The following is a 21,500-nucleotide window of genomic DNA, read 5'->3' on the forward strand; positions in this document are numbered from 1 at the left end:
CTCAGAACAAGTTCGAGCCCGCTACGTGCCGGATCGTCAACGAGTTCTCTGACCACCACCGCTGCCATGGGTTCGCCATGTCGACAAACGATGTAGATGATCGCCGGGAATACTATCGTATCGAGGATACGATAGCACTGGAATTCAGCCTGTTATCCGGTGCTGCGGCCCACTCCAGCGAAGAGCTTCACGATGCTTCACCGCTGTTCAACCTGCTCAGCGACCTGCATCTGATGGACTTCGAGTCGCAACACCTGCTGCGCCACATCAGCGAGCGCGATCGCACCCTGGCCAACTACCTGAAGGTGATCAACAAGCGCATCGACCTGCTCGGCCAAGCCGTGGCGCAAAGCCTGCTGCGTGACATCGGCGCGCCGCGTCAGGTGTCGATGTCCGAAGGCGGCATCAGTTTCAACCACAGCCAGGCCGTGGCACCGGGCAGTCACCTGGCAATCAAGATGGTGCTGATGCCACAAGCCCTGGGGCTTCTGCTACGTGCGCAAGTCGTGCACTGCAGCCCACGCAAAGATGGCCAGTATGAAATTGGTACCGAGTTCGAAGCGTTGACCGACGCACAGCGCCAATTGCTGGCCCGGCATATCCTGCAGAAACAGGCTCTGGAACGTCGCCAGGCCCGCGAATGAACGCCGCCAAGGAACCGCCATGCATCGTTTCGCTCTGCTGCTCACCCTGCTCGTCACCCCGCCCCTGTTCGCCGACACCCTGACCATCCCCCTGGGCGACCAGGGTGCCGAGATCGATAGCCGCAACCTGCCACAGCTCGGCCAATCGAAGCGCTCGGTGCTGGAGCGCTTCGGCCTGGCTGACGAAGAACACAAACCTGTCGGCCAACCGCCCATCACCCGTTGGGACTACCGCGAGTTCAGCGTCTATTTCGAATACGATCACGTGATCAACAGCGTGCGCCATCATCGGCCGCACCACCTCGACACCGTCAAGGAGCAACAGTGACTCTCATCTACGGCCACCGCGGCGCCAAGGGCGAAGCCCCGGAAAACACCCTCGCCAGCTTTCAGCGCTGCCTGGAGCATGGCGTCAATCGTTGCGAACTGGACCTGCACCTGTCACGCGATGGTGAGCTGATGGTGATCCATGATCCGACCCTCAAGCGCACCACAGGCCTGCGCGGCAAGGTGGTCGAGCACGACGCTGCCGACCTGAGCCAATACGACGCGCGCAAGGGTGGTCCGGGCTGGGTGCGCCCCTGCCCTATTCCGCGCCTGGCAGAGCTGTTCGAACAGTGCGATTTCGAGCATTGGCAGCTGGAGGTGAAAAGCGCTTCGAAGATTCGTGCAGCGCGCACCGTACTGGCCATTGCCGAACTGGCAGCGCAGCATGGCCTGCAGGAGCGCATCACCATCACCTCAAGCTCACGCGAGGTGCTCAAGGCGGCACGCGAACTGACCCCACAACTGCAGGTAGGGTTGGTCGCCGAGTACGCCTGGCTCGACCCACTGAAGGTTGCAGCGCATTACGGCTGCCACCTGCTGGCGCTGAACTGGACGCTGTGCACCCCGGAGCGCCTGCTCAAGGCACAGAAGCAAGGCCTGCATGTCTCGGTATGGACGGTCAACGAGCCAGCGCTGATGCGGCGCCTGGCCGACTTCGGCGTCGACAGCATCATCACTGACTTTCCCGGCGTGGCAGTGAAGACGCTGCGCAGCTGAGCCTTCCGTAGGAGCGGCTTCAGCCGCGATCCGGGTCAACACGGAGCGCACAAGCATCGCGAATGAATTCGCTCCTACGCCGCAAACCTGTTAGCCCGGCTGCGCTCCAGGTCATAGCTCGCTGAGCAACGGTCTGCTTGTGGGAGGGGCCTTAGCCGCGAACACTCGAATACGATGCGTACACACTAAACCCGGGTTCACATCCAGCCCCAGCGTTGCGGTGCGCGCGGCGCACCCTGCTGGGCGCGGGACCCAAAAAACAAAAACCGGCCAATGGCCGGTTTTGTCGTTTGCTGCCGCCTGAGACGCTAGAAGCTTTCCCGATTCGGCCAGCGCCATTCGCAAGCCTGCTCCCAGCCTGCCTCTCCGACCGGCTCAGGCCGCCGGCCGGAGCCGCTCAAAAAAGCCGGTTGAGACCATCGAACGCCGCCACCCGATAGGCCTCGGCCATGGTCGGGTAGTTGAACGTGGTGTTGATGAAGTACTTGATGGTATTGGCTTCGCCCTTCTGGTTCATGATCGCCTGACCGATGTGGACGATCTCCGAAGCCTGGTAACCGAAGCAGTGCACACCCAGTACTTCCAGGGTTTCACGGTGGAACAGGATCTTCAGCATGCCCACCGGCTCTACCGAGATCTGCGCGCGGGCCATCCCCTTGAAGAAGGCCTTGCCCACTTCGTAAGGCACCTTGGCCTGAGTCAGCTCACGCTCGTTCTTGCCGATCGAGCTGATCTCCGGAATGGTGTAGATGCCGGTCGGGACATCATCGACAAAACGCCAGCTACCGTTATCGACGATGCTACCAGCGGCGGAACGGCCCTGGTCGGATGCGGCACTGGCCAGGCTCGGCCAACCGATCACATCACCAGCCGCGTAGATGTTGCTGGCTTCGGTGCGATAGCGCTCGTCGACCTGAATCTGGCCACGGCTGTTGACCTTGATGCCGATGTTCTCCAGCCCCAGCTGGTCGGTGTTACCAGTACGCCCGTTGCACCACAGCAAGGCGTCGGCCTTGATCTTCTTGCCCGATTTCAGGTGCAGGATCACGCCGTTCTCCAGCCCCTCGATGCGCTCGTACTCTTCGTTGTGACGAATTAGCACGTTGTTGTTGCGCAGGTGGTAGGAGAGCGCATCGGAAATTTCCGAGTCGAGGAAGCTGAGCAACTGATCGCGATTGTCGATCAGGTCCACCAGCACGCCCAGACCACTGAAGATCGACGCGTACTCACAGCCGATGACTCCGGCTCCGTATATGATCAGACGGCGCGGGGTGTGACCGAGGCTGAGAATGGTGTCGCTGTCGTAGATACGCGGGTGGCGGAAATCGACATCGGCCGGGCGATAGGGGCGCGAACCCGTGGCGATCACCACGTCCTTGGCCACCAGCTTCTCGACAGCGCCGTTGATGCAGACCACCTCGACGGTGTGCTCGTCGGAGAAGCTCGCGGTACCGAAATAGGTGTCGATGCGGTTGCGCGCGTAATAACCGGTGCGCGACGTGACCTGCTTGGCGATGACCTTCTCGGCACTCTTCAGCACGTCGGGGAAGGAGAACCAGCGCGGCTCGCCAATCTGACGGAACATCGGGTTGGTGTTGAACTGCATGATCTGCCGCACCGAATGACGCAGTGCCTTGGAGGGAATGGTCCCCAGGTGAGTGCAGTTACCGCCGACCAGCGGGCGGTTGTCGACGACAGCCACCTTGCGCCCGGCCTTGGCCGCGTTCATCGCCGCGCCCTCGCCTGCCGGGCCCGAGCCCAGCACCACTACGTCATAGTTGTAGACCGCCATGTTTACTCCTCGGATCAGGCCGGAGCGCTTGTGGCGCACCCTCGGCAGGGCCGACGCCGGATAACGGCGTCGGCTATCAATCTATCAGGCTGTTGAAAAACTATCTCGGCTTTGGCCCCCTGCCTCCATGCAGCCGTGCGTTGCCATTGCTGCAGAAACAGGCTCATGCACGAGTCCGACCCAGGCGCCGCGCCATCGGCATTGCAGTGGCCGCCCGCCAGGGTATTCCAACAACCTGCCGTACCGCCTGGTTCAGCGTTTGCTCGCGTCGTAAGCCAGATCGGTGTTTGGCGCTTCGCTGGTGTCGCGATTGACCTCTTCGCACTTTTCACGACTACCGCCGCAGATCGAGCATTCCTTCTCGATACCCAGATTGGCGATACCACCGCAGGAACCCGCGATGGGCTTACGCCCCATGATCACGCCGACGGCCATCATGCCGACGACCAGAATCATGGCCAGAAATACAACCAGAAAAGTCATTGCTCATCTCCTGCAGCGAATAGCTGCTCGAATGCGGGCGTGCCGTGTGTGACGAAGCCCTTGCCCTCACGCGTCACGAAAAACGCCGCGATACCGTTGCGCTCGGCGAACGCCATGCCGGCATCCGGTCCAAGTACCATCAATAGGGTAGACAAGCCATCGGCGCGCAAGGTCGATGTATCTGCCACCGTGACAGCTGCCAGCTTGTGATTGACCGGTTTGCCAGTCAACGGATCGAGCGTGTGCGAGTAGCGCTGGCCGTTCTCTTCGAAGTAGTTGCGATAGTCACCCGAGGTGGAAATACCGTAACCATCGAGTTGCAGGATGCGCTGAGCGACACGCTGATCGTCGCGCGGCGCTTCGAGGCCGATGCGCCAATGGCTGCCATCGGGCTTGAAGCCTGCGGCCTTGAGCTCGCCGGTGGCTTCGATCAGGTAGCTGGTGACGCCCAGTTCGCCCAAACGTGCGACGATCCGGTCGACAGCATAACCGGCAGCGATGCTGTTGAAGTCGACTTCCACGTCGACGTCCTTGCACAGTTGTTCGCCTTCGATCTTCAGGTGCTGCTGACCGACCCGCTGACGCACTTGCGCCAGACGCTCGGCATCCGGCACCGCTTCGCCCTGCCCTTTGGGCCCGAAGCCCCAGAGGTCGAGCAACGGCTCCAGCGTCAGGTCGAAGTAGCCCTGGCTCTCCTGGTGCAGACGATTGCCGGCGCGCACCAGATCCAGCACGCCCTTGGGCATCGACTGGCAGGTACCGGCGGGCGCCTGGTTGAACTGCTCGATCAGCGAATCATCGCGATAGGTGGACATCTGCAGATCGATCTCGGCGAGGATCGCCTCGGTCGCGGCCTTGAGTTCGGCTTGCGGCGCGACACCTTCACTGCGGACGTATTTGATCGAATAGGTGCTGCCCATGGTCGGGCCACCAAACTCTTCGATGCGTTCAGAATGCAAGCAGCCCGTTAGGGCTGCCGCCAGGGCGACAGCGATAACGGGCTGGAGTACCGCAGACCTCATGCTTAGCCGCCGAAGTCGTCGAGGAGGATGTTCTCCGGCTCGACACCCAGGTCGGTCAGCATCTTGATCACGGCGGCGTTCATCATGGGCGGGCCGCACATGTAGAACTCGCAATCTTCCGGAGCCGGGTGGTCCTTCAGGTAGTTCTCGTACAGCACGTTGTGGATGAAGCCCTTGAGGCCGGTCCAGTTGTCTTCGGGCTGCGGATCGGACAGCGCCAAATGCCACTGGAAGTTCGGGTTCTCTGCGGCCAGCTGATCGTACTCTTCGTTGTAGAACGACTCGCGCATGGAACGCGCGCCGTACCAGAAGCTGATCTTGCGCGTGGACTTCAGGCGCTTGAGCTGGTCGAAGATGTGCGAGCGCATCGGCGCCATGCCGGCACCACCGCCGATGAAGACCATCTCGGCATCGGTGTCCTTGGCGAAGAACTCACCGAAGGGTCCGTACACGGTGATCTTGTCGCCCGGCTTGAGGCTGAACACGTAGGAAGACATCTTGCCCGGCGGCAGATCGTCCTTGCCGGGGGGCGGCGAGGCGATACGGATGTTGAACTTCACCAGACCGCGCTCTTCCGGGTAGTTGGCCATGGAATAGGCACGGATCACGGTCTCCTCGACCTTGGATACGTACTTCCACTGGTTGAACTTGTCCCAGTCGCCGCGATACTCCTCCTGGATATCGAAGTCCTTGTAGTTGACGGTGTGCGGCGGGCACTCGAGCTGCACGTAACCACCGGCGCGGAAGTCGACGTTCTCGCCTTCCGGCAGCTTCAGCGTCAGCTCCTTGATGAAGGTAGCGACGTTGGGGTTGGACTCGACGGTGCATTCCCACTTCTTGACGCCGAAGACCTCTTCCGGGACTTCGATCTTCATGTCCTGCTTGACCGGAGTCTGGCAGGACAGGCGCCAGCCCTCGCGGGCCTCGCGCTTGGTGAAGTGCGATTCCTCGGTCGACAGCATCTCGCCGCCGCCAGCCTCGACGACGCACTTGCACTGCGCGCAGGTGCCGCCGCCGCCGCAGGCGGAAGACAGGAAGATGTTGTTGTCGGCCAGGGTCTGCAGCAGCTTGCCGCCAGCCGGTACCACGATGGTTTTTTCGCCGTTGATCTCGATGCTCACGTCACCGCTGGAAACCAGCTTGGCGCGCGCGGCGAGGATGATCAGCACCAGCGCGAGCACGATGGCGGTGAACATGCCGATGGCGAGGAAAATTTCGTAATTCATCTGTTCATCCTTTCCTTACAGCTGCACGCCGGAGAAGGACATGAAGCCCAACGACATCAGACCGATGGTGATGAAGGTGATGCCCAGACCCTGCAGGCCAGCCGGTACATCGCTGTACTTGAGCTTCTCGCGGATACCGGCCAGCGCGGCGATGGCCAGCGCCCAGGACACACCCGCACCGACACCGTAGACGGTGCTTTCGGCCAGGTTGTAGTCACGCTCGACCATGAACAGCGAGCCACCCATGATGGCGCAGTTCACTGTGATCAGCGGCAGGAACACACCGAGGGCGTTGTACAGCGAGGGCACGTACTTATCCAGGGTCATTTCCAGGATCTGCACGATTGCCGCGATCACGCCGATGAAGGTCAGCAGGCCGAGGAAGGACAGGTCCACCTCAGGCATGCCGGCCCAGGCCAGGGCACCATCCTTGAGTATGTTGGCGTAGATCAGGTTGTTCACCGGCATGGTGATACCCAGTACCACGACCACGGCGATACCCAGGCCGATGGCGGTTTCCACCTTCTTGGAGATGGCGATGAAGGTACACATGCCGAGGAAGAACGCCAGCGCCATGTTCTCGACGAACACCGCACGGACGAACAGGCTGATGTAATGTTCCATTAATAGGCCTCCTTGCTGGATACCTGAGGCGCCATCTTGTAGGCATTGGCCTCGACCTGGTCCCTCTTCCAGCTACGGATGGCCCAGATGAACAGGCCGATCAGGAAGAACGCCGAAGGCGGCAGCAGCAGCATACCGTTGGGCTGGTACCAGCCACCGTCGTTGACCACGGAAAAGACCTCGTAGCCCATCAGCTTGCCGGCACCGAACAGCTCGCGGATCACGCCCAGGGCGATCAGCATGGCGCTGTAGCCCAGACCGTTACCAATACCGTCGAAGAACGACAGCACCGGCGGGTTCTGCATGGCGAACGCCTCGGCACGACCCATCACGATGCAGTTGGTGATGATCAGACCGACGAACACCGATAGCTGCTTGGACAGACTGAAGGCGTAGGCCTTGAGCACCTGATCGACCACGATCACCAACGAGGCGATGATCACCATCTGCACGATCATGCGGATCGAGCCTGGAATCTGGCTGCGGATCATGGAGATGAACAGGTTGGAGAAACCGGTCACCAGCGTCAGCGCGGCGGACATCACCAGCGCGGTCTGCAGGTTCGAGGTCACCGCCAGGGCCGAGCAGATCCCGAGGATCTGCAGGCCAATCGGGTTGTTGTTGAAGATCGGATTAAGCAGGACTTCTTTAATAGTCGGCTGCGACATGATCATGCCTCCCCTGCGCGCAGGTTAGCGATAAACGGACCGAAGCCGTTCTGGCCGAGCCAGAACTTCAGCAGATGATCCACCCCATTGCTGGTGAGCGTGGCACCGGCGAGCGCATCGACCTGATGGGTCGCTTGCGGGCTCTGCGGGTCGACACCACCCTTGACGACTTGCACGGCGAGCTTGCCGTTCTCGTCGAACAGGGTCTTGCCCGGCCACTGACCTTTCCATTTCGGGTTGTCGACTTCACCACCCAGGCCCGGCGTTTCGCCGTGCTGGTAGAAGCCCATACCGACCACGGTGTTGAGGTCGCCCTTGACTGCGATGAAGCCGTGCAGGGTCGACCACAGGCCGTAACCACGCACTGGCAGGATCAGGGTTTGCAGCTGACCGTCCTTCTCCACCATGTAAACGGTGGTGTAACGCTCCTGGCGCTTGATCCCGGCGATGTCCTCGCTGCTGCTCAATGCGGTGGACAGCTTGGGATCCTTGGCCGCCTTGAGCGGGTCGAAGGTGATCGGGTCGAAGGCGTCGGAGAACTTGCCGGTTTCCAGGTCCACCAGCTTGGCGGTGATGGTACCGTCGAACACCTGCTTGACCTGGGCCGAGGACATGCCCGGCTGGGCCAGACCTGCGATCGCCAGGATGCTGCGCTGCTTGTCCAGCAGGCGGTTTTCAACCTGAGTCGGCTTCAGTGCGATGGCTGCGCCGGCGACGAACACCGAGCACACCAGACACACCAGCACCGCCACCGTCAGCGTGCGGACGGTGGATTCTTTTTGACTAGACATTACGTGCCAGCCTCCGCTTGATATTGGCCTGAACGACGAAGTGGTCGATCAGCGGTGCAAACAGGTTGGCGAACAGGATCGCCAGCATCATGCCCTCGGGGAAGGCCGGGTTGACCACACGGATCAGCACGACCATCACGCCGATCAGAGCGCCGAAGATCCATTTGCCGGTGTTGGTCATGGAGGCCGACACCGGGTCGGTGGCCATGAAGAACATGCCGAAGGCGAAGCCGCCAACTACCAGATGCCAGTACCAGGGCATGGCGAACATCGGATTGGTGGTGGAGCCGATCAGATTGAGCAGCAGGCTCAGGCCGATCATGCCCAGCATCACGCCGACGACGATGCGCCAGGAAGCAATACGGGTCAGCAACAGAACCAGACCGCCGATGGCGATGGCCAGGGTGCTGGTTTCGCCCATCGAGCCGTGAATGGTGCCGACGAAAGCGTCCATCCAGGTGATGCCGTTGTTGATCACGTTCTCGATGCCGCCACTGGCCGCCAGGCTCAGCGAGGTGGCGCCAGCGAAACCGTCGACCGCCGTCCACACCGCATCACCGGACATCTGCGCCGGGTAGGCGAAGAACAGGAAGGCACGACCAGTCAGCGCCGGGTTGAGGAAGTTCTTGCCGGTACCACCGAACACTTCCTTGCCGATCACCACGCCGAAGCTGATGCCCAGAGCGACCTGCCACAGCGGAATGCTTGGCGGCAGGATCAGGGCGAACAGCACGGAGGTAACGAAGAAGCCTTCGTTGACTTCGTGACGACGGATCGAGGCGAACAGCACTTCCCAGAAACCGCCAACGATGAAGGTCACCGCGTAGACGGGCAGGAAGTAAGCCGCACCCTGAATGAAGTTGTCCCACAGGCTGTTCGGATCGAAACCGGCCAGCGAGCCGATCAGAGCGAAGCGCCAGCCTTCCTGGCTCGCCAGCAGCTCGGGGCTCTGGGCGAAGATCAGGTTGGCCTGGTAGCCGGTGTTCCACATACCGAAGAACATCGCCGGGAAGGTGCACAGCCACACGGTGATCATCATGCGCTTGAGGTCGATGCCATCACGCACGTGAGCGGTGGTTTTGGTCACGCTGCCAGGACGATAGAAGAAGGTATCGATGGCTTCGTAGAGCGCGTACCACTTCTCGTACTTGCCGCCCTTTTCGAAGTTGTGCTCGATCTTGTCGAGGAATGCACGAATGCCCACGGATTAACCCTCCTTCTCGATGCGGGTGAGGTTGTCCCGCAGGATCGGGCCATATTCATACTTGCCGGCACAGACATAGGTGCACAGCGCCAGATCTTCCTCATCGAGTTCCAGGCAACCCAGTTTCTGGGCCATCTCGGTGTCGCCGACGATCAGGTAGCGCAGCAGCTGCGTCGGCAGGATGTCCAGCGGCATCACAGCTTCGTAGTTACCCACCGGCACCATGGCGCGCGGGCTGCCATTGGTGGTGGTGGTGAAGTTGAACAGCTTGGCGCCGGCCAACTTGGATACGAAGATGTTCAGTACCGAGTGCTTGTTAACGCCTGCGCGCAGGTAATGCATCATCTCGCGGTCGTTACCTTCACCCAGGCAGGACACCTGATTGTGGTAGCGACCGAGGAAGGCGAATGCGCCCTGAGCGGTACGACCACCGAATACCGAACCGGAGATCACGCGATTGAAGCCGGGTTTGAGCTCACCGGCGGTGAGTTCCTCCAGGCTGGCGCCCAGACGGGTACGCAGCAGACGCGGCTGCTCGGCAACCGGGCCAGCCAGTGCCACCACGCGCTCGACGAACAGCTGACCGGTGGTGAACAGCTTGCCTACGGCGATCACGTCCTGATAACCGATCTGCCATACGCTCTTGCCGATGCTGACCGGGTCGAGGAAGTGAATGTGAGTACCCGGCAGACCGGCCGGGTGCGGACCGGCGAAGGCTTCGCTCTGCACCTTGGCCAGCTTCTCGCCAGGCAGATTGGCGCCTTCGGCCTTGCACAGGAAGACCTTGGCCAGGTTGCCGAGAACCTTCAGGCCATTCTCGAAATCAGCGGCGTATTCGCCGATGATCACCGCAGGATCCGCAGCGAGCGGGTGCGTATCGACGGCAGTGACGAAGATCGAACTGGGTACGGCATCGAGCGCCGGCACCTTGCTGAACGGACGGGTGCGCAGAGCGGTCCACAGACCGGACTGCTGCAGGTTCTCGCGAACCTGCTCGTCACTCAGTGCTTCGAGCTGATCGGCAGCGTACTGGGCGAAGGTTTCCTGCTCGTCGCCATCGATGTCGATGACCACGGACTGCAGGACACGCTTCTCGCCACGGTGAATGGCGCTGATCACGCCTGCAGCGGGGGCGGTGTAGCGCACGCCGGGTGTTTTCTTGTCGGTAAACAGCAATTGACCGAGCTTGACCCGATCACCGACCTGCACTTCCATCGTCGGCTTCATCCCGTGATAGTCGAAGCCGATGACGGCAACACTACGTACGGGCCTGGCGGCCTCGATACGCTGTGTCGGCGCACCCGTTATGGGCAAATCAAGCCCATGCTTTAGTTTGATCATAGGTTTGCCTAACCACTGATTTAGAAAGCTTCTTATAGGACAGGCGGCGCTACCAAAAGTCTAATAGACCCGACCACGCCGATACGACATGGGCGTGGAGGAAGGCGCCAAACCTGGGTAAAAAATCCGCTTAATTATAAAGACCCCCCCTGTCACTGACCACCCAAGCACTTGCTTTTTTTGGCTTTTCGGTAACAGCCAGCAACAAAGTCGATGCTGACCCATATCAACCTGAGCTAACTTCAGCGAGCCGCTTTCCAGGCACAAAAAACGGGAGCCGAAGCTCCCGTTTTTCTTGCAACCCTGATGCTTAACGCGGGAATGCTGGCGGGTTGACCCCGGCCATGTCTTCCATCACGCGCACCACCTGGCAGCTGTAACCGAACTCGTTGTCGTACCAGACATACAGCACGACGCGGTTATCGTTGGCGATGGTCGCTTCGGCATCCACCACGCCGGCGTGGCGCGAACCGACGAAGTCGGTGGAAACCACTTCCTGCGAGCTGACGAAGTCGATCTGCTTCTGCAGATCCGAGTGCATGGCCATCTGGCGCAGGTACTCGTTGATTTCTTCGCGGGTGGTGGCCTTCTCCAGATTCAGATTGAGAATGGCCATGGACACGTTCGGAGTCGGCACGCGAATGGCATTACCGGTCAGCTTGCCCTTGAGCACCGGCAGCGCCTTGGCGGCAGCGGTAGCAGCGCCAGTTTCGGTGATGACCATGTTCAACGCAGCGCTACGGCCGCGACGACTGCCTTTGTGGAAGTTGTCGATCAGGTTCTGGTCGTTGGTGTAGGAGTGCACGGTCTCGACGTGACCGTTGACGATGCCGTACTGATCATTGACCGCCTTGAGCACCGGCACGATGGCGTTGGTGGTGCAGGAAGCAGCGGAGATGATCTTGTCCTCGGCGCTGATTTCGCCGTGGTTGATGCCGTGCACGATGTTCTTCAGCGCGCCCTTGCCGGGAGCGGTGAGCACTACGCGATCGACACCCGGGCAGGTCAGGTGCTGACCCAGGCCCTCGGCATCACGCCACACACCGGTGTTGTCCACCAGCAGCGCGTTCTTGATGCCGTACTGGGTGTAGTCGACTTCCTTCGGGTCCTTGGCGTAGATCACCTGGATCAGGTTGCCGTTGGCCGTCAGGGTGTTGTTCTCTTCATCGATGGTGATGGTGCCGTTGAACTTGCCGTGTACCGAGTCACGACGCAGCAGGCTGGCACGCTTGACCAGGTCGTTGCTGGCACCCTTGCGCACGACGATGGCACGCAGACGCAGACCATCACCACCGCCAGTCTTCTCGATCAGGATGCGCGCCAGCAGGCGGCCGATGCGGCCGAAACCGTACAGAACCACATCAGTGCCTTCACGGCCGGAACCGTTCTGCTTGCCGACCACATCGTCCAGCTCGTCCTTGATGAACTGCTCGACGCTGCGGCCAGCGCCTTCGGCCTTGAACTTGGCAACCAGCTTGCCCAGGTCCACGGAAGCGGCGCCCAGTTTGAGCTCGCTCATGGCCTTGAGCATGGGGAAGGTGTCGTGCACCGACAGTTCGGCCTCGTCGGCCAGACGGTGACGGGCAAAACGGTGAGCCTTGAGGATGTCGATGACAGAACGGTTGATCAGGCCACGGCCATAGATCGAGGTCACCACATTGTTGTTGCGGTAGAGCTGACCAATCAGCGGAATCATTGCTTCCGCAAGGGCTTCACGATCGATCCATTCACCGAGACACTGGTCGGGCTTCTGAGTCACGGGCAATACCTTCCACATGTAGGGGCTGAAAAAAGGGGCTACATTATGACGGTGCGCGCCTGCATGAGCAATGCGCGCCTGTCGCGACTGACATTGACCACCAAGCCCCGCTACAATTCCGGGCCTTTCGTCATGATCGTGAGCCGCCTGTGTCCGCAAAGACCGCGTCCGTACTCAGACTCCCTTCCCTGCCGTCCAGCGCTGGCAAACAGCAGTGGGGCAATCTGCCCGGCGCCGCCCTGTCCCTGGCGATAGCAGAAGCGGCCAGCAATGCCGGACGCTTCACCCTGGTGCTGACCGAGGGCAGCCAGAACGCCGAGCGCCTGCAGGAAGAACTGACTTTCTTCGCCCCGGATCAGCCCGTACTGCATTTCCCCGACTGGGAAACCCTGCCCTACGACGTTTTTTCGCCGCACCAGGACATCATCTCCCAGCGCATCGCCGCCCTGTATCGACTGCCGCAACTGAGCCGCGGCATTCTGGTAGTGCCGATCGCCACCGCCCTACACCGCCTGGCACCGAAAAGCTTTCTGCTCGGCAGCAGCCTGGTGCTGGATGTCGGCCAGAAGCTGGACGTGGATCAGATGCGCACACACCTTGAAGCTGCCGGCTACCGCTGCGTCGATACCGTGTACGAGCACGGTGAGTTCGCCGTACGTGGCGCGCTGATCGACCTGTTCCCCATGGGCAGCGAGACGCCCTATCGCATCGACCTGTTCGACGACGAAATCGAGACCCTGCGCACCTTCGACCCGGAAACCCAGCGCTCGGTGGACAAGGTCGAGTCGATCCGCCTGCTGCCGGCGCGTGAGTTTCCGCTGGAAAAGAAAGCCGTCACCGATTTCCGCAGCCGTTTCCGCGAGCGCTTCGACGTGGATTTTCGCCGTTGCCCGATCTATCAGGATCTGTCCAGCGGCATCACCCCGGCCGGTATCGAGTACTACCTGCCACTGTTCTTCGAAGAAACCGGCACCCTGTTCGACTACCTGCCGAGCGATACCCAGGTGTTCTCCCTGCCGGGTATCGAGAAGGCCGCCGAGCAGTTCTGGCAGGATGCGCGCAACCGCTACGAAGACCGCCGCGTCGACCCCGAGCGCCCGCTGCTGCCGCCAGCCGACATCTTCCTGCCGGTCGAAGACTGCTTCGCGCGCCTGAAGAACTGGCCACGCGTGGTGGTCAATCAGGACGACATCGAGCCCGGCGTCGGCCAGACCCGCTTCGACGCGCGCGCCCTGCCCGACCTGGCGATCCAGGCCAAGGCCGGCGAGCCGCTGGCTGCCCTGCGCCGTTTCATCGAGGAGTATCAGGGCCGCGTGCTGTTCTGCGCCGAGTCGGCCGGTCGCCGCGAGGTGCTGCTGGAACTGCTCGCCCGCCTCAAGCTCAAGCCCAAGGAAGTCGACGGCTGGCCGGCCTTCGTCGCCAGCGGCGAACGCCTGAACATCTGCATCGCGCCACTGGATGAAGGGCTACTGCTCGACGACCTGGCGCTGATTGCCGAAAGCCCGCTGTTTGGCCAACGGGTGATGCAGCGCCGTCGTCGCGAGAAAGGTCGCGACGGTGGCGACAACGTGATCAAGAACCTCACCGAGCTGCGTGAAGGCGCACCAGTGGTGCACATCGATCACGGCGTGGGCCGCTACCTGGGCCTGGTGACCATGGAGTTCGACGGCCAGGCCGCCGAGTTCCTCGCCCTGCAGTACGCCGACGAAGCCAAGCTCTACGTACCGGTGGCCAGCCTACACCTGATCGCCCGCTACACCGGCAGTGACGATGCGCTCGCGCCCTTGCACCGCCTGGGCTCGGAAGTCTGGCAGAAAGCCAAGCGCAAAGCCGCCGAACAGGTACGCGACGTCGCAGCCGAGCTGCTCGACATCTACGCCCGCCGCGCCGCCCGCGAAGGCTTCGCCTTCCAGGACCCAGCCCTGGATTACGCCACCTTCAGCGCCGGCTTCCCCTTCGAGGAAACGCCGGACCAGCAGACCGCCATCGACGCAGTGCGTGCCGACATGCTGGCCGGCAAGCCAATGGATCGCCTGGTCTGTGGCGACGTCGGCTTCGGCAAGACCGAAGTGGCCATGCGCGCCGCCTTCATCGCCGTGCACAGCGGCAAGCAGGTGGCGGTGCTGGTGCCCACCACCCTGCTCGCCCAGCAGCACTACAACAGCTTCCGCGACCGCTTCGCCGACTGGCCGGTGAAGGTCGAGGTGATGAGCCGCTTCAAGAGCGCCAAAGAAGTCGACGAGGCCGTGCAGCAATTGGCCGAAGGCAAGGTGGATATCGTCATCGGCACCCACAAGCTGCTGCAGGACGACGTCAAGTTTCAGAACCTGGGCCTGGCCATCATCGACGAGGAACACCGCTTCGGCGTGCGCCAGAAGGAGCAGCTCAAGGCCCTGCGCAGCGAGGTGGACATCCTCACCCTGACCGCCACGCCGATCCCGCGCACCCTGAACATGGCCGTGGCCGGCATGCGCGACCTGTCGATCATCGCCACACCGCCGGCGCGACGCCTGTCGGTGCGCACCTTCGTCATGGAGGCCAACAAGCCGACCATCAAGGAAGCACTGCTGCGCGAGCTGCTGCGCGGCGGCCAGGTGTACTACCTGCACAATGACGTGAAGACCATCGAGAAGTGCGCCGCCGACCTGGCCGAGCTGGTGCCCGAGGCACGCATCGGTATCGGCCACGGGCAGATGCGCGAGCGCGATCTCGAGCAGGTGATGAGCGACTTCTACCACAAGCGCTTCAACGTCCTGGTGGCCTCGACCATCATCGAGACCGGTATCGACGTGCCCAGCGCCAATACCATCATCATCGATCGCGCCGACAAGTTCGGCCTGGCGCAGCTGCACCAGCTGCGCGGCCGTGTCGGTCGTAGCCACCACCAGGCCTACGCCTATCTGCTCACCCCACCACGCAAGCAGATGACGCCAGACGCCGAGAAGCGCCTGGAGGCCATCGCCAATGCCCAGGACCTGGGCGCCGGCTTCGTCCTGGCCACCCATGACCTGGAAATTCGCGGCGCCGGCGAACTGCTCGGCGACGGCCAGAGCGGGCAGATCCAGGCCGTCGGCTTCACCCTGTACATGGAAATGCTCGAGCGCGCGGTCAAGGCCATTCAGAAAGGCGAGCAACCCAATCTCGATCAACCGCTGGGTGGCGGCCCGGAAATCAACCTGCGCGTGCCGGCACTGATTCCCGAAGCCTACCTGCCCGACGTGCATGCGCGACTGATTCTCTACAAACGCATCGCCTCGGCCACCGACGAAGACGGCCTGAAGGAACTGCAGGTGGAGATGATCGACCGCTTTGGCCTGCTGCCGGAGCCGAGCAAGCATCTGATGCGCCTGACCCTGCTCAAACTGCAGGCGGAGAAGCTGGGCATCACCAAGATCGACGCTGGGCCACAGGGCGGTCGCATCGAGTTCGCCAGCGACACCTGCGTCGACCCGCTGACGCTGATCAAGCTGATCCAGGCCCAGCCCAAACGCTACAAGTTCGAAGGCGCCACCGTCTTCAAGATCCAGGTGCCCATGGAGCGCGCGGAAGAGCGCTTCAACACCCTGGAAGCCCTGCTCGAGCGCCTTGCGCCCACCACCTGAAGGATTCTCAAATGCGCCCATTGCACCTGATCGCCCTGCTGCTCTGCCTGCTCGCACCGAACGCCTTCGCCGAACGCCTGTATCAGGTGGAACTGCTGGTATTCCGCCAGGCCGGTGAGCCGGTGGTCGCACCGAAGATCGCCCCCGATGACTGGGCCGGCACCGCACTGCCGATCGCCGGCAGCGAGCGCGCCACCAGCCTCGATAGCGAGGCCGCCAAGCTCAATCCCGGCAACGGCTACCAGCTTCTGCTGCACAAGGCCTGGAGCCAGACACTGGGCTCCTCAGCCAGTCGCGTGGCCGTCACCAGTGGCGATGACCACCTCGGCCACTACCCGGTAGAGGGCACCCTCACCTTCACCCAGGATCGCTTCGCCGATCTGGACCTGGAGCTTTGGATCAACAGCTTCAGCGCCGACGGTCTGCTGCAAAGCAGCGAACACATGAAAGTCGCCCAGCGCCTGAAGGACAACAGCCTGACCTATCTCGATCACGGCAGCCTCGGTGCACTGGTGCGCATCAGCCCGCTTTGAGCGCAGGACGCAAAAGGGCCGCTAAGCGGCCCTTTTCATTGGCGCAGAGAAGTTAGTCACTCAACACGCGCGCCAACACGGCCTTGACCGTCCCCATCCCCTGCTCCAGTACGCGCTCGATCTCCGCCATGGTGATCAGCCCCGACGCCTTGCCCGCAGCAGGATTGACCACCAGCGCCAGACAGGCATAGGGCAACGCCAGCTCGCGCGCCAGCGCCGCCTCGGGCATGGCGGTCATGCCGACCAGGTCGCAGCCGTCGCGCTCCATCCGCACGATTTCCGCCGCCGTCTCAAGGCGTGGCCCCTGCGTACAGCCGTACACGCCATGACTGCTGAAGGCAGCCCCTTCAGCACGCAACGCCGCGATCAGGCGCTCGCGCAATGCCGCATCGTAGGGGTGACTGAAATCGACGTGCGTCACCTGATTCAGTTCGCCCTCGAAGAAGGTGTGCGCCCGCCCGGCGGTGTAATCGATCAGTTGATGCGGCACGCAGAAGTGGCCCGCGCCCATCGCCGCATGAATGCCGCCCACGGCATTGACCGCGACGATCGCGCGAGCCCCGGCATGCTTCAGCGCCCACAGGTTGGCGCGGTAGTTGACCTGATGCGGCGCAATGCGATGCGGCTGACCATGACGGGCGAGAAACAGCACCTCGCGCCCGGCATACTCGCCACGCAGGATATCGGCCGACGGAGCACCATAAGGCGTATCCAGCGTCAGCCTCTGACGAATCGCGAGGCCTTCCAGATTGGCCAACCCGGTACCTCCGATGAGCGCGTGAACGGTCATAAGTCGAACCTCAGTCGAGCAACTGCGCCGTCCTCAGCGCAGCCACTGCCGTCGACCAGCGCGGCGCCTGGCGATAATCGGTACAGGCATGGCCACGCCCGCGCATGCGCTGCAGGCGCGGGGCCGGCATGACCTGCAAGCGCTGCAGTGCGCTGAGGGCCAGTTCAGCCGAGCCGCGGTCATTGCATACCAAGCCCATGTCACAGCCTGCGGCAAGTGCAGCTTCGATACGCTTGCCGGCATCGCCGACCACGTGCGCACCGGCCATGGACAGGTCGTCGCTGAAGATCACGCCGTCGAAGCCCAGCTCACCGCGCAGGATGTCCTGCAACCAGCGGCGCGAAAAACCCGCCGGCTGCTCATCGACCTGCGGATAGATGACATGTGCCGGCATCACGGCATCGAGTTCACCAGCCAGCCGCTTGAACGGCTGCATGTCACAGGCACGGATGTCATCGAGGCTGCGCTCGTCGACCGGGATGGCCACGTGGGAATCCGCTTCCGCCCAACCGTGCCCAGGGAAGTGCTTGCCGGTGGCGGCCATACCGGCCTGATGCATGCCACGGATGAAGGCAGCTGCCAGTGTGGTGGCGCGCAGCGGATCGCCTTCGAACGCACGACTACCGACCACCGCGCTGCGCTGGTGATCGAGATCCAGCACCGGAGCGAAGCTCAGATCCAGCCCGACCGCCAGTACCTCGGTCGCCATCAGCCAGCCACAGTGCTCGGCCAGTTCGTCGGCGTTGTGGTTGTCGGCAATCGCGCGCATCGCCGGCAGCCGCAGAAAGCCCTGGCGCAGACGCTGCACCCGACCACCTTCCTGGTCCACCGCCAACAGCAGGTCCGGGCGCACGGCGCGAATGCTCTGACACAGCTCGCGCACCTGACGCGGCGATTCGATGTTGCGGGCAAAAATGATCAGGCCGCCCACCTCGGGCTGGCGCAGCATCTGGCGATCCTCGGCGGTCAGCCAGGTGCCGGCGACGTCCATCATCAAAGAGCCTTGCATGAACATATTCCTTATTTGAAAGCCAGGTTGGCAGCCCACTGCGGGCAAGACGCCTCGTCGATACGCACCCTGCAATACGAGGGCACGCGCTCGAAGAGCGCCAGCATGTCGGCGTTGCGCAAACGGATGCAGCCATGGGACAACGGCTCGCCCATGGGTTCCGTATCCGGGGTGCCGTGCAAATAGATGTAGCGACGGAAGGTGTCGACCTCGCCCAGGCGATTGCGCCCTGGTTCGAGACCACTCAACCAGAGAATGCGGGTAAGAATCCAGTCGCGGCCAGGAAACTGCTGGTGAAGCTGCGGCGACCACACTTCACCAGTCCAGCGCCGCCCGCGCAACACCGCCGCCAGCGGCAAACCGGCGCCGATCTTCGCGCGCACCTGGTGCAGCCCCCGCGGCGTGCAGCCCGAGGCATTGCGCTCGCCCACTCCATTGCGTGCGGTGGATACGGACAAACGCAACACCAGTCGCCCGGCGCTGAAGCCGTACAGCGCCTGATCGGCAATGGAGATATGCAATAAATCGAGATCGGACATGGGCCGCTAGCTTAGCCGAAGGGCGAAGCCAAGCCCACCTACTGCCGGGTCATGCCTTGGGGGCAGCGCTTGGCGTCTTGGTCCGCGGCTTGAGTTGCGCACCAGCCAGCGCCGGATCGTTGACCCCGGTCTCAGAGCGCATGCCGGCGGCGAGGAACGGCACCATCATGCGCATCACCTGCTCGATCGAGGTATTGACGCCGAAATCGGTCTCGGCCATCGCTCGCAGGGCCTTGATACCGGACATGCTGAACGCCGCGGCGCCAAGCATGAAGTGCACGCGCCAGAACAGCTCAAGCGGAGGAATGCGCGGCGCGGCGTCATGCACCAACAGCATGTAGCGACGAAAGACCTTGCCGTAGACCTCTTCCAGGTATTTGCGCAGGTGGCCCTGGCTCTGACTGAAAGCCAAACCGAGCAGACGCATGAAGATCGACAGGTCGTTACCGCTGCGCGGCTTCACGGCCAGCGCCTGCTCGACCAGAAGTTCAAGCAACTCTTCCAGGGAAACCTGGGTTTCGGATTTGGCCTGACGACGATCGAGTTCTTTTTCCAGGCTGGCGCAAAATGGCCCGAGAAAACGCGAGAAGACCGCCTGAATCAGCGCCTTCTTCGAACCGAAGTGATAGTTGACCGCGGCCAGATTGACGCCGGCCTTGCTGGTGATCAGACGCAGTGATGTCTCGGCGAAGCCTTTTTCCGCGAACAGTTGTTCCGCAGCATCGAGAATGCGTTCAACGGTTTCCGACTGAGCCATGAGTTATCACCTGACAAACACTTGTTTGAAACATACGTTTCAGCCCACCGCATTGTCAAGCCGCATGAGCCGTCTTTTGGCCGCCCGGTCACAGCTTACAACAAGCAGAGACGCAGATTAGCCAACGCGGGTAACAAGCGGAAAGATCGGCGCCTGCAAATAGACCGTTGCCAAGCCCGACTTACTGTATATAATCCCAGTCACTGTATAAAAAGACAGAGCCCAGCCATGCTGAAACTGACGCCACGCCAAGCCGAGATTCTCGCCTTCATCAAACGCTGCCTGGAAGACAACGGCTACCCCCCTACCCGCGCGGAAATCGCTCAGGAGCTGGGTTTCAAATCACCCAATGCGGCAGAAGAACACCTCAAGGCCCTCGCCCGCAAGGGCGCCATCGAGATGACCCCAGGCGCCTCGCGCGGCATCCGCATTCCGGGCTTCGAGGCAGGCGCCGCAAACGAGGATGAAGGCCTCCCGGTCATCGGCCGCGTAGCCGCTGGTGCACCGATCCTCGCTCAGCAACACGTCGAGGAATCCTGCCAGATCAACCCGGCGTTCTTTCAGCCCAAAGCCGACTACCTGCTGCGTGTGCGCGGCATGAGCATGAAAGACATCGGCATCTTCGACGGCGATCTGCTCGCCGTGCACACCACCCGCGAAGCCCGCAACGGCCAGATCGTCGTTGCCCGCATCGACGATGAAGTGACGGTCAAACGTTTCAAGCGCGAAGGCAACAAGGTCTGGCTGATTGCCGAGAACCCTGATTTCGCCCCGATCGAAGTGGACCTGGAACACCAGGATCTGGTCATCGAAGGTTTGAGCGTCGGTGTAATCCGCCGCTGAGGAGACACCATGTACGTGCAGCAATCGTTCGAACGCCCACAACTTGCCCTTTTCGACGCCTTCCTTGCTGGAGCGCCAAGCGCCCCACTGGTTACCGATGACACCTCCACTAACGAGGATGATCAGGCTTTCAGCGAACTGGCTCTGCGTGGAGCGGCCGGCCACTGCCTGCACTTGCTGGCCCCGATCCTGCGTGAACTGAGCCAGAATCAGGATGCACGCTGGCTGACGCTGGTGGCACCGCCGGCCAGCCTCACGCAAAGCTGGCTGCGCGATGCCGGGCTGAACCGTGAACGCATCCTACTGCTGCATCCGCGACAAGGGCAAAACGCGCTGGAACTGGCCGAGGAAGCACTCAAGCTGGGGCGCAGCCACACCGTCATCAGCTGGCTGCACCCGGTTGAACGCAGCACGCGCCAGCGTCTCGCCCAAGCCGCCAATGCCGGCGCCGCACAAAGCCTGAATATCAGCCTGGGCTGAAGATCCGCAAACGAAAACGGGGCTCCATTGGAGCCCCGTTTTCGTTAAGCCGTAACCACTTCAGTGCAAGACGCGCGGGCCTTCTTCTTCTTCGCTACTGAAATCGCCCTCAGCCATTCGACCGGCCATCTGCACGCCAACATTGAGCATGGCCTTGGCGACTTCGATGTGCTGCCCCTGCAGAAAGGCTTTGGCATCAGCGGAGAAATCCAAGGTCACCAACGCCTCTTCATCCTCTGCACGACGCAGGGCAATACGCCCATCGGGCAGTTCGACGATTTCCAGAAAGGATGTGGGCATGGTTCAGTCTCGATGCGAAAACATGACATTGTAACAGTCGAACGGGATC

Annotated in this window: 22 protein-coding genes; 7 read left to right on the forward strand and 15 right to left on the reverse strand. The window is 61.9% G+C overall.

What is annotated here, in order from left to right; translation table 11 throughout:
- Positions 1-77: 77 nt before the first annotated feature.
- Genes ACN8M7_RS15295 through ACN8M7_RS15305 form a run of 3 tightly spaced genes read left to right on the forward strand, consistent with a single transcriptional unit; the run spans position 78 to position 1,688 of the window.
- Positions 78-644, forward strand: a complete 567-nt coding sequence (locus tag ACN8M7_RS15295; protein WP_490261306.1) for a PilZ domain-containing protein — start codon at positions 78-80, stop codon at positions 642-644.
- 19 nt (positions 645-663) lie between these two features.
- Positions 664-972, forward strand: coding sequence for a phosphodiesterase (locus tag ACN8M7_RS15300; protein ID WP_490261307.1), 309 nt, complete (start codon positions 664-666; stop codon positions 970-972).
- Positions 969-1,688: a glycerophosphodiester phosphodiesterase gene (locus tag ACN8M7_RS15305; protein WP_490261308.1), complete on the forward strand. Its 720-nt coding sequence runs from the start codon at positions 969-971 to the stop codon at positions 1,686-1,688. The genes ACN8M7_RS15300 and ACN8M7_RS15305 overlap by 4 nt, the downstream gene beginning before the upstream one ends.
- Before the next feature lie 397 nt (positions 1,689-2,085).
- Here ACN8M7_RS15305 and sthA read toward each other — a convergent pair whose 3' ends face one another.
- The 10 genes from sthA to ACN8M7_RS15355 all read right to left on the reverse strand — a co-directional run bounded on the left by sthA (position 2,086) and on the right by ACN8M7_RS15355 (position 12,616).
- Complete coding sequence (sthA, locus tag ACN8M7_RS15310; protein WP_490261309.1) at positions 2,086-3,480, reverse strand: Si-specific NAD(P)(+) transhydrogenase; 1,395 nt, start codon at positions 3,478-3,480, stop codon at positions 2,086-2,088.
- Positions 3,481-3,732: 252 nt separating this feature from the next.
- Positions 3,733-3,963 carry a (Na+)-NQR maturation NqrM gene (nqrM, locus tag ACN8M7_RS15315; protein WP_490261310.1) on the reverse strand — a complete coding sequence of 77 codons (231 nt, stop codon included), beginning with the start codon at positions 3,961-3,963 and terminating at the stop codon, positions 3,733-3,735.
- The gene (locus ACN8M7_RS15320) at positions 3,960-4,883 is read right to left on the reverse strand and encodes an FAD:protein FMN transferase (RefSeq protein ID WP_490261376.1); all 924 of its coding nucleotides are present in this window, start codon (positions 4,881-4,883) and stop codon (positions 3,960-3,962) included. The genes nqrM and ACN8M7_RS15320 overlap by 4 nt, the downstream gene beginning before the upstream one ends.
- 104 nt (positions 4,884-4,987) lie before the next feature.
- Positions 4,988-6,211 carry an NADH:ubiquinone reductase (Na(+)-transporting) subunit F gene (gene nqrF / locus ACN8M7_RS15325; RefSeq protein ID WP_061240323.1) on the reverse strand — a complete coding sequence of 408 codons (1,224 nt, stop codon included), beginning with the start codon at positions 6,209-6,211 and terminating at the stop codon, positions 4,988-4,990.
- 15 nt (positions 6,212-6,226) lie between these two features.
- Positions 6,227-6,835 carry an NADH:ubiquinone reductase (Na(+)-transporting) subunit E gene (gene nqrE, locus ACN8M7_RS15330; RefSeq protein ID WP_061240322.1) on the reverse strand — a complete coding sequence of 203 codons (609 nt, stop codon included), beginning with the start codon at positions 6,833-6,835 and terminating at the stop codon, positions 6,227-6,229.
- Positions 6,835-7,509 (reverse strand): NADH:ubiquinone reductase (Na(+)-transporting) subunit D, encoded by a 675-nt coding sequence (locus ACN8M7_RS15335; protein WP_197432188.1) that lies wholly within the window; start codon positions 7,507-7,509, stop codon positions 6,835-6,837. Before ACN8M7_RS15335 ends, nqrE begins: the two co-directional genes overlap by 1 nt.
- Positions 7,506-8,294, reverse strand: coding sequence for a Na(+)-translocating NADH-quinone reductase subunit C (locus tag ACN8M7_RS15340; protein WP_061240320.1), 789 nt, complete (start codon positions 8,292-8,294; stop codon positions 7,506-7,508). Before ACN8M7_RS15340 ends, ACN8M7_RS15335 begins: the two co-directional genes overlap by 4 nt.
- Positions 8,287-9,498, reverse strand: coding sequence for an NADH:ubiquinone reductase (Na(+)-transporting) subunit B (locus ACN8M7_RS15345; protein WP_061240319.1), 1,212 nt, complete (start codon positions 9,496-9,498; stop codon positions 8,287-8,289). The genes ACN8M7_RS15340 and ACN8M7_RS15345 overlap by 8 nt, the downstream gene beginning before the upstream one ends.
- A 3-nt stretch (positions 9,499-9,501) precedes the next feature.
- Positions 9,502-10,839: a Na(+)-translocating NADH-quinone reductase subunit A gene (locus ACN8M7_RS15350; RefSeq protein WP_061240318.1), complete on the reverse strand. Its 1,338-nt coding sequence runs from the start codon at positions 10,837-10,839 to the stop codon at positions 9,502-9,504.
- Between the two features lie 310 nt (positions 10,840-11,149).
- The gene (locus ACN8M7_RS15355; protein WP_490261311.1) at positions 11,150-12,616 is read right to left on the reverse strand and encodes a glyceraldehyde-3-phosphate dehydrogenase; all 1,467 of its coding nucleotides are present in this window, start codon (positions 12,614-12,616) and stop codon (positions 11,150-11,152) included.
- 131 nt (positions 12,617-12,747) lie between these two features.
- Between ACN8M7_RS15355 and mfd the strand changes: the two genes are divergently transcribed.
- On the forward strand, positions 12,748-16,200 hold the full coding sequence (mfd, locus tag ACN8M7_RS15360; RefSeq protein WP_490261312.1) for a transcription-repair coupling factor: 3,453 nt from the start codon (positions 12,748-12,750) through the stop codon (positions 16,198-16,200).
- A gap of 11 nt (positions 16,201-16,211) precedes the next feature.
- Entirely contained in the window at positions 16,212-16,733 is a 522-nt protein-coding gene (locus ACN8M7_RS15365) for a CsiV family protein (RefSeq protein WP_490261313.1), read from the forward strand.
- A 52-nt stretch (positions 16,734-16,785) separates the two neighbouring features.
- Here the strand turns inward: ACN8M7_RS15365 and ACN8M7_RS15370 are convergent, their stop codons facing one another.
- From ACN8M7_RS15370 to ACN8M7_RS15385, 4 genes are read right to left on the reverse strand one after another with little or no spacing between them, the layout of a single operon-like run.
- Positions 16,786-17,523, reverse strand: a complete 738-nt coding sequence (locus ACN8M7_RS15370; protein ID WP_490261314.1) for an S-methyl-5'-thioinosine phosphorylase — start codon at positions 17,521-17,523, stop codon at positions 16,786-16,788.
- A gap of 10 nt (positions 17,524-17,533) precedes the next feature.
- Complete coding sequence (gene nagZ, locus ACN8M7_RS15375; protein WP_490261315.1) at positions 17,534-18,532, reverse strand: beta-N-acetylhexosaminidase; 999 nt, start codon at positions 18,530-18,532, stop codon at positions 17,534-17,536.
- 11 nt (positions 18,533-18,543) lie between these two features.
- Positions 18,544-19,071 (reverse strand): L,D-transpeptidase family protein, encoded by a 528-nt coding sequence (locus ACN8M7_RS15380; protein ID WP_490261316.1) that lies wholly within the window; start codon positions 19,069-19,071, stop codon positions 18,544-18,546.
- A gap of 49 nt (positions 19,072-19,120) precedes the next feature.
- Positions 19,121-19,828, reverse strand: coding sequence for a TetR/AcrR family transcriptional regulator (locus ACN8M7_RS15385; RefSeq protein WP_490261317.1), 708 nt, complete (start codon positions 19,826-19,828; stop codon positions 19,121-19,123).
- Between the two features lie 228 nt (positions 19,829-20,056).
- Between ACN8M7_RS15385 and lexA the strand changes: the two genes are divergently transcribed.
- Together lexA and sulA are read left to right on the forward strand one after the other, a co-directional pair.
- A complete protein-coding gene (gene lexA, locus ACN8M7_RS15390; RefSeq protein ID WP_490261318.1) occupies positions 20,057-20,671 on the forward strand; it encodes a transcriptional repressor LexA in 615 nt (204 codons plus the stop codon).
- Positions 20,672-20,680: 9 nt separating this feature from the next.
- A complete protein-coding gene (sulA, locus tag ACN8M7_RS15395; protein ID WP_490261319.1) occupies positions 20,681-21,151 on the forward strand; it encodes an SOS-induced cell division inhibitor SulA in 471 nt (156 codons plus the stop codon).
- Positions 21,152-21,211: 60 nt separating this feature from the next.
- Here sulA and ACN8M7_RS15400 read toward each other — a convergent pair whose 3' ends face one another.
- Positions 21,212-21,451 carry a hypothetical protein gene (locus ACN8M7_RS15400; RefSeq protein WP_024307543.1) on the reverse strand — a complete coding sequence of 80 codons (240 nt, stop codon included), beginning with the start codon at positions 21,449-21,451 and terminating at the stop codon, positions 21,212-21,214.
- Between the last annotated feature and the right edge of the window lie 49 nt (positions 21,452-21,500).

Origin of the sequence: Pseudomonas spartinae (assembly GCF_965197125.1) — a bacterium.
GTDB classification, from domain to species: Bacteria; Pseudomonadota; Gammaproteobacteria; order Pseudomonadales; family Pseudomonadaceae; genus Aquipseudomonas; species Aquipseudomonas composti_A.